The organism is Olavius algarvensis spirochete endosymbiont (assembly GCA_900608495.1).
GTDB lineage: Bacteria > Spirochaetota > Spirochaetia > DSM-2461 > DSM-2461 > UBA2779.
On the sequence record UWYT01000316.1, the window covers coordinates 1 to 6,815 of the forward strand.

General features: G+C 51.7%; 5 protein-coding genes. 1 reads left to right on the plus strand and 4 read right to left on the minus strand.

What is annotated here, in order from left to right; translation table 11 throughout:
- Positions 1-255: 255 nt before the first annotated feature.
- On the minus strand, positions 256-1,623 hold the full coding sequence (locus tag S1OALGB6SA_RS09310; RefSeq protein ID WP_124033297.1) for a hypothetical protein: 1,368 nt from the start codon (positions 1,621-1,623) through the stop codon (positions 256-258).
- Between the two features lie 191 nt (positions 1,624-1,814).
- Positions 1,815-2,501 (minus strand): response regulator transcription factor, encoded by a 687-nt coding sequence (locus S1OALGB6SA_RS09315; protein ID WP_124033298.1) that lies wholly within the window; start codon positions 2,499-2,501, stop codon positions 1,815-1,817.
- Positions 2,502-2,730: 229 nt separating this feature from the next.
- Between S1OALGB6SA_RS09315 and trpS the strand changes: the two genes are divergently transcribed.
- The gene (trpS, locus tag S1OALGB6SA_RS09320) at positions 2,731-3,729 is read left to right on the plus strand and encodes a tryptophan--tRNA ligase (protein ID WP_124033299.1); all 999 of its coding nucleotides are present in this window, start codon (positions 2,731-2,733) and stop codon (positions 3,727-3,729) included.
- Here trpS and S1OALGB6SA_RS09325 read toward each other — a convergent pair.
- Positions 3,726-5,618, minus strand: a complete 1,893-nt coding sequence (locus S1OALGB6SA_RS09325; RefSeq protein ID WP_124033300.1) for a phosphohexomutase domain-containing protein — start codon at positions 5,616-5,618, stop codon at positions 3,726-3,728. The two genes, trpS and S1OALGB6SA_RS09325, sit on opposite strands and share 4 nt — an antisense overlap.
- Positions 5,615-6,796 (minus strand): N-acetylneuraminate synthase family protein, encoded by a 1,182-nt coding sequence (locus tag S1OALGB6SA_RS09330; RefSeq protein WP_230204526.1) that lies wholly within the window; start codon positions 6,794-6,796, stop codon positions 5,615-5,617. The genes S1OALGB6SA_RS09325 and S1OALGB6SA_RS09330 overlap by 4 nt, the downstream gene beginning before the upstream one ends.
- Positions 6,797-6,815 lie beyond the last annotated feature (19 nt).

Consider the following 6,815-nt stretch of genomic DNA (forward strand, 5'->3'; position numbering starts at 1 on the left):
CAAGTCACTTAATATGTCAAGCATGTCAAGCAAATTTTTCGCTTCTCAGTTAAAAAACTTTGTGCAAGCCGCGCGGGGCTAAACTATTAGAAGAGGATATAACCTGGAACAGGATATAACCCGGAATGTCATCTTCATCTTATTTCCAAGCTGCTCAATATGTCAAGCAAGAGTTTCCCGCTTTTCAGCTATAAAGAGAAACCCCGCGCGGTCCGCACGGGGCTGTAGTAAGCTGTATTAAGAGAGACGGCTAACCTAGAAGGACGCCTTTACCTTGAAGTAGACACCGGTGGAATCATCTCCATTCGGGGAGTATGTATTCCTGTCACGGAGCTCATATCCCAGGCCGTAGGTAACAGAACCAAGATAAGCCTCGACTCCAGCATCAAACGATACTTCTTTGCTCATATAATCTCCCGAGTCGAATTCCAAGTCGAATTCCTTTTCATTAGGGGTCTTACCCCTCATGGGGAGTTTCAGGTTGAAAACAATATCAAGTACGTCCGGAACCGCTTTGAATCTTACATCCAATCCAACATAGAGCTTAAATGGCTGTTCATTATCTTTTTTACTACCATCTGCGTATTCAATCTCCTTATCTGTGCCAAACTGCTCTGCTACAAGCGCCAAGGCGGGGACCAGCCTGCCCTCCAGAAAACCGTATGAAGCCGAAGCACCAAGATCAAACTCCTTCATGAAGAGATCGTAGGAGGTCGCAAAACCTATATTCAAGTTCTCCACGCCGCTATAGCCGGCCGTTAAACCAATTTCCTTTGTTTCATTTGTTTCTTTAGAATCATCATCGGTATCCTTGTTGGCATCCATTGTTACGAAGAGATTGAAATTCAAACCTTCGATAAGCTCGAGCAGCTGCAAATCAACACCGTAAACAGGGGCCTTGTCCCTACCTTCCTCGTAAAAGTCGGACATATAGGTGGACGGGAAGATACCCCCAACCAGCTTAACCTTCTCCAGGATGGTAAGTGCAACTTTGGCTCCCAAGTAAGAATCCGTTGCGTCATGATCCAGGTATCCGATTTTGGCTACTCCCTGAAAGGATGCGGGGGATAAACTTGTTTTTCCCCAGGTAATGGAGACGCCCACGGGGGAATCTGCAAAGCCAAGTGCACCGGTGAGATTGTTCGTCATCGTGAACTCATTCAGCACCAAGGTGTCATATTCGTCGGTGTCGTAAACGTTATCCTCTTTGTTAGAATCAATCAGATCGGCTATATCTTCCCCGAATTTATCGTCTCCGGTATTGTCGATTGTATATGAATCCATATCGGTGATGATTTTATCGCCATCCTCAATTGTGCCGGTAGTTTTGTCGTTTCCGGCCGAATCCTTAACACTGATAATGCGCTCCGCAACCTCGAATCTTTTCTTCGTGATTTCGGCGTTAACCGTTGTCCATTCATCGATAACACCGTTGACGGCAATTTTGGTGTCGTAGTTATTCTTGATTTCAAGCGCCTCACCGTTGTCCCTACCTTTTTTGTCAAGATCGAGAACATCCATAGTGTACAAGAATTCGAAACTACCAGAAAAAGCGGGTGAAGTCTCGGCATAGACAGTCCCGGCTACCAAGGCCGCTAGGGCCAACAAAATAAATTTCCTCATTATTACTTTCTCTCCTGTAATAATTTTTGTTCAAAAACGCCGGAACCCGGCGCAGTTTCCAACAACAAGCAAATACGGAGATAGTAGCCGAGTTTTGTGTGCAATATATGTTAAAAATATGAAGATTAGGTGAAGATAGAGATGCCCGAAATATGGACTGGGGCAGCGACGCTGTTTCCCCGGGATGGAATCTATTCGGGCGTACCGGCAAAGCGGTAGCCATAACCGCGAACGGTTTCAATCCAATCGGGAGAACCCAGTTTCGAACGCAGATTCTTGATATGGGTGTCGACTGTTCGGTCGTAGCCCTCGAATGAATATTCAAGGCAGCGGTCCAAAATTTGCTCTCGAGTTACCACGGCGCCGTTATTCGAAGTTATATACAGCAGGATTTTCCACTCGGCCGCGGTAAGCTTCAGGGGGACGTCATCCATATCCACCTTGTGTGATTCCTCGTCCGTCGTGAGCCGGTGCCCGCGGATCGTCCAGCTGCACTTCATCTTCAAGCTGCTCCTACCCAGGCTGCGTTTCAGCACTGCCGCCACCCGGAGCACCAGCTCCTTTGGACTGAATGGTTTAACTATGTAGTCATCCGCGCCAACTTCAAAGCCGATTATCCGATCGGATTCAGACTCGCGCGCGGACACGAATATTATCGGGATTTGCTCCTTGCTGAGAAACTCCTTGGCAAAAAGGAAACCATCGCCGTCGGGAAGAATCACGTCCAAAAGTATTAAATCCGGCTTGCGAACTTTCAGGGCTTCGCGCGTGCCGTCAATGGTTTCAAAACTGGAAACCTCGTGGTCGGCGAGTTGTAAATACCCGCTAACAGCCTCCACGGCTCTTTCGCTGTCTTCCACCACGAAGATATACGCCATGATGCTATTCTAAACCGACTTCAAAAACATCTGCCAGTCCGAAAACCGCGTTTTAAAATTTCTGCGAAAAAAATGACTAGTTCAAAAATACTGCAAGCGCCCCCTGGTGTATTTTTCAGACTCAATTCTTGTCGGATTGAAAACCGGGGTTGGGATAGGGACTGTGTCTGGGGCATCATCCCAAGCGATGGGTTTCCCCCGCCCGGAAGCACGGATATACTGTAAGTCCATGCGCAATATCCTAACAGGAATAAAGCCCACGGGGATGCCTCACCTGGGAAACTATCTTGGGGCTATCAGGCCCGCGCTAACCATGGCGGAAGAGAAGAATGTCGAGGCGAGATTTTTCATAGCCGACTATCATTCGCTAAATACGGTTCGGGATGCGGAGCTGCTGCGCTCCTATATCTACGAAGTTGCGGCAGCCTGGCTTGCCTGCGGCTTAAATCCGAACAAAGTTCTTCTGTATAAGCAGTCAGATGTGCCGGAAATCTTCGAAATGACTACAATCCTGATGGCCTTTACGGCAAAGGGCCTGATGAACAGGGCGCACGCCTACAAGGCAACGGTGGATTTGAATCGATCGAAGGGACTGGACGACGATCACGGAATTAACATGGGAGTGTTCACCTACCCTGTGCTGATGGCGGCCGATATCCTGCTCTTCGATACGGATTATGTCCCAGTGGGTAAAGACCAGGTACAGCACATAGAAATGGCCCAGGACATTGCGGGGGTTCTCAACCGCAACTATGAGGAAGAATTACTTGTAATACCCAAAAGCAGGATCGATGAGGAGCTGATGAGCGTGCCGGGCCTGGATGGACGCAAGATGTCTAAAGGTTACAATAATCATATCCCGCTTTTTGCGCCCGAGAAGGAACTGCAGAAAACTGTTATGAAAATTGTCACTAACAGTCAGGGCGTGGAAGAGCCCAAAAACCCTGGGGAATGTAATATTTTTGCGCTTTTCAGACTCTTTGCAAGTGAAACTGAAGAGAGAGCTTTGGCAAAAAGATATCGAAAAGGAGGGATGGGGTGGGGGGAGGCGAAGCAGAACCTCTTCGCACTGCTCAATTCCAAGATTGCGCCGATGCGGGCAAGATATGATGAACTGATAAGGAATACTGAGGGTATTGATGCAATTTTGACCGAAGGTGCAATGCGGGCTAGACGGATTGCGGCAAATACCATCCGGCGCCTCAGACGCGCAATTGGAGTGGGCTAGGGGAAAACTCTCGCGGAGCTTTCAGTGTTAGCCTCCGTCTGCACGGGATTGGTGGGGCCTGGGATGGGGATTTCTTTGAACCTGGCGCCTGTGGCCAGCCGATCGGCTTCGGATATCATCGCACGATGCCAAACGATGAGCGCTGCCTCTGCCTCCGGCCGCGCTCCCCTGATTTCAACCATCAGTCTGAATACTGGCTCGGTTCCGCTGCTGCGCATCCAGAGAAAGCCGGCATCGCGTTGCATCCTGTCGCGAAAGATGATTTTGAGGCCGCCGTTGAATGCGGGTTTTCGCAGGCCGGAGCCTTGGCGGCTGTTTATACCGCTGTTGTTCAGTTGAATCCACGAACAAAATCCATAAACCTCCCGCAAAGCTTCGCCGTGAATGGCCCACTGCTGATTGAATATGCCCTCCCATTCGGTTTTGAGAACTCCATGTTCGGTGCAGGCTATTTTCATTTTCGAATTTTCGGCCGAGGCCGAGCTTGTGGTGAATGCCGGCAGGCTGGCCAATATGTCGGCAGCTCCGTAATCTTCCCTATATAGCGCACTCTGGCCGCTCCTTTGACACCAGTCCTCAAAGGGATTTGGGTGTCCGGACATTTTTGGCAGACGCAGGAGCTTGAGGAGGGCGGAGACGGTGTTAAGCGGATCGCGCACTTGTGCCGGGTGGACGATGACGCCTCCGTTTGAGCCCTCGCCAAGCAGTCGAACTATGTAGCCTTTCCTGCGCAGTTCGCGGCCCAAATTCACCACGTTGGATTCACCAACTTCGGCCTCGAAAACAGATGCACCGTAAGCTTCGGCGATTGGGCGTACGCGGTGGCTGGTGGGACCGTTTACCACCAGCGCGACATTTTGGCCCGCGCTGTTTCCCATCCAGGCGGCGCAGGCAAAATCTGCCAGAACTGTAATTGCGAAAACTTCCTGCGCTTCCAGGATGCGCGCGCTTCCGGCGTAATCGTCCCAGATTACTAGATTGCCCCTGTCCCCGTCGTTATCCGGAACATATCCGAATCGTGCGCCGCGCGCGTGAAGCTCTTCAAGATATCTCTTGCAAGGCTCTAGAGCCCGCCCCTCGGGCAGGATGGCATGCTCAATCCGGCCTGGCCTTTTGTTGAAGGTGTAAAGCTTCGCCCCGAGCGATTCGATATGCATCCTGTCGGCAGACAGGCAGCGGGCGCTTCCGTTTAAATCGGCAACCACTGCAAGCGGTTTCTCGGATAGCGCCTGCCTAAGACTCTTCAGCACGATTTCCCTGCCGGTTCCGCTTTCCGGGCCGCCGGCGATCAGGCTTAGCTGCCTGGCATATGTTCTCAAGCAGCGTTTTTTCTGCTTGTCATTGAATCTGATTTCCGGGAATTCCCCCGATGCCAGTTTCATCAACGCCGCACTTTCGTTCATTACGAGTTTGCGGAATTCTTCGACAAGCGCCGCGGAGGCCAAACCGCCGATTACGCTGCCGTCCGTACTGAATTTTACCCCGTTGTATCCGAGCGGATTATGGCTTGCGCTGACATAGGCTACGCCGGCGATGCCTCCAGTATTCCGACAAAATGCCATTGCTTCCGGCACAGCGGCGATTCCGATGAAGATAATCCTGCATCGGGTGGCGCAAAGTCCTCGCATCAGGAAATCCGAAAGCGCCTCGCCGGTGGGTCTGGAATCGGTTGCCACAAGAACTGCCGGTCTCTTCTTGTCGCAGTTTGCAGCAAGCCAGCGCCCAAAAGTGACGCCCATTGCAGCGGCCAGGCAGCGATCGGCAAACGACAGTATCTTGCCTCTGCCGTGTTCGCCATCCGGCGCGAAGACTTTCCGCCATCCGGAGGGGGAAAGGATCATTTGCTCCAGGACGGTGCGAAGCTCCTTGTCGCTGCAATTACTGCTCATTTCGCCTGTTCCAAATCTTCCCAGCGAATGCCCTCGCCCGGCGGAATGCTGTTCGCCAGCCGGCGTCCGTATGCTCGGCGTCGGTACCGGGGTTCAATTCCCGGCCTGAGATTATGCTCGGTTCTCAGGATGGCTCCATTCTTTTCGCTCAGCACGGTTCCGACGGGGAGCGCTCCTATGGCATGGAGGGAGCGGTTGCTGCGGCGATAATTCGCAATTTCTGAACGAGCTAGACATTTCATCCCGTTTCCAAGCGGAGCCTCCACCCTCTCTCGCCCGTATTCTCTCGCCAGTTCTTCGATTGTCGAGACAAGATGCAATTCCGGAGCCTCGAATCCTTGCTCCCGTGGAGGCGCGTATCGAGTCACCACGGCGCACATTCTGGCAAATTCCTCGGGATTGAGAGCTATCGGATCGTCTAGTCCGCCGGCGCCATGGCTTAGAGTTATGTGCTTTTCTATTATTGCGGCGCCCAGGGCGGAGGCGAGAGCTGGTATGAGCACGGTATGTCTTGAATGGTCCGAAATACCCGCGGGCCGATTGAATATTTTCCTCAAAGTTTGAATTGTGCGAAGATTAGCCTGATTTTCGGGAGCGGGGTAGCTGGTTAGACAGTGAAGCAAGGCCACCGATTGCTGTCCCTCCCCCCGAAAGGCATTTTCCACAATTTCAAGAGCTCGTCTGATATCTTCAATTTTCGACACACCTGTGGAGAGGATTAGGGGTTTGCCCGTTCGCGCAAGTGTCTCCAGCAAATCTTCGTGGTTCAATTCCGGCGAGGCAATTTTCCATGCCGCAACTCCAATCTCTTCAAGCAGCTCAAAGCCCTTCTTCCCGAAAGGAGTGGCTAAGAATTCCAAGCCTCGGCTGAGTGCCCGTTCCTTCAACGCCGCATAAAACTTCGCCGGGCGTTCCAGCGACTTGAAAACCTTAAATAAGGGAACGGCGCCTCCGGGCAGCTGTACAGACCCGGCCTCCGGTGGAAGAATTTCCTCGGCGAATATCACCTGAAACTTGGCAACATGCGCTCCGGCATCCGAAGCCGCATCAATTAGTTCGAAGCCACGCATCAGATCGCCCTGGTGTGAAGTGCCTAATTCCGCAACAACAATCGGGGCCTGCCTATGGTAGAGCTCAGCAAATCCAAACAAAAAAACGTCCTTTGTGCGGTTATACAACCCTTACTTCGGTAAATCC

What these genes read in the sequence shown, in the direction of transcription:
- S1OALGB6SA_RS09310 (WP_124033297.1), bottom strand. Translation starts at nt 1,623, where the DNA reads ATGAGGAAATTTATTTTGTTGGCCCTAGCGGCCTTGGTAGCCGGGACT.
- S1OALGB6SA_RS09315 (WP_124033298.1), bottom strand. Translation starts at nt 2,501, where the DNA reads ATGGCGTATATCTTCGTGGTGGAAGACAGCGAAAGAGCCGTGGAGGCT.
- trpS (WP_124033299.1), top strand. Translation starts at nt 2,731, where the DNA reads ATGCGCAATATCCTAACAGGAATAAAGCCCACGGGGATGCCTCACCTG.
- S1OALGB6SA_RS09325 (WP_124033300.1), bottom strand. Translation starts at nt 5,618, where the DNA reads ATGAGCAGTAATTGCAGCGACAAGGAGCTTCGCACCGTCCTGGAGCAA.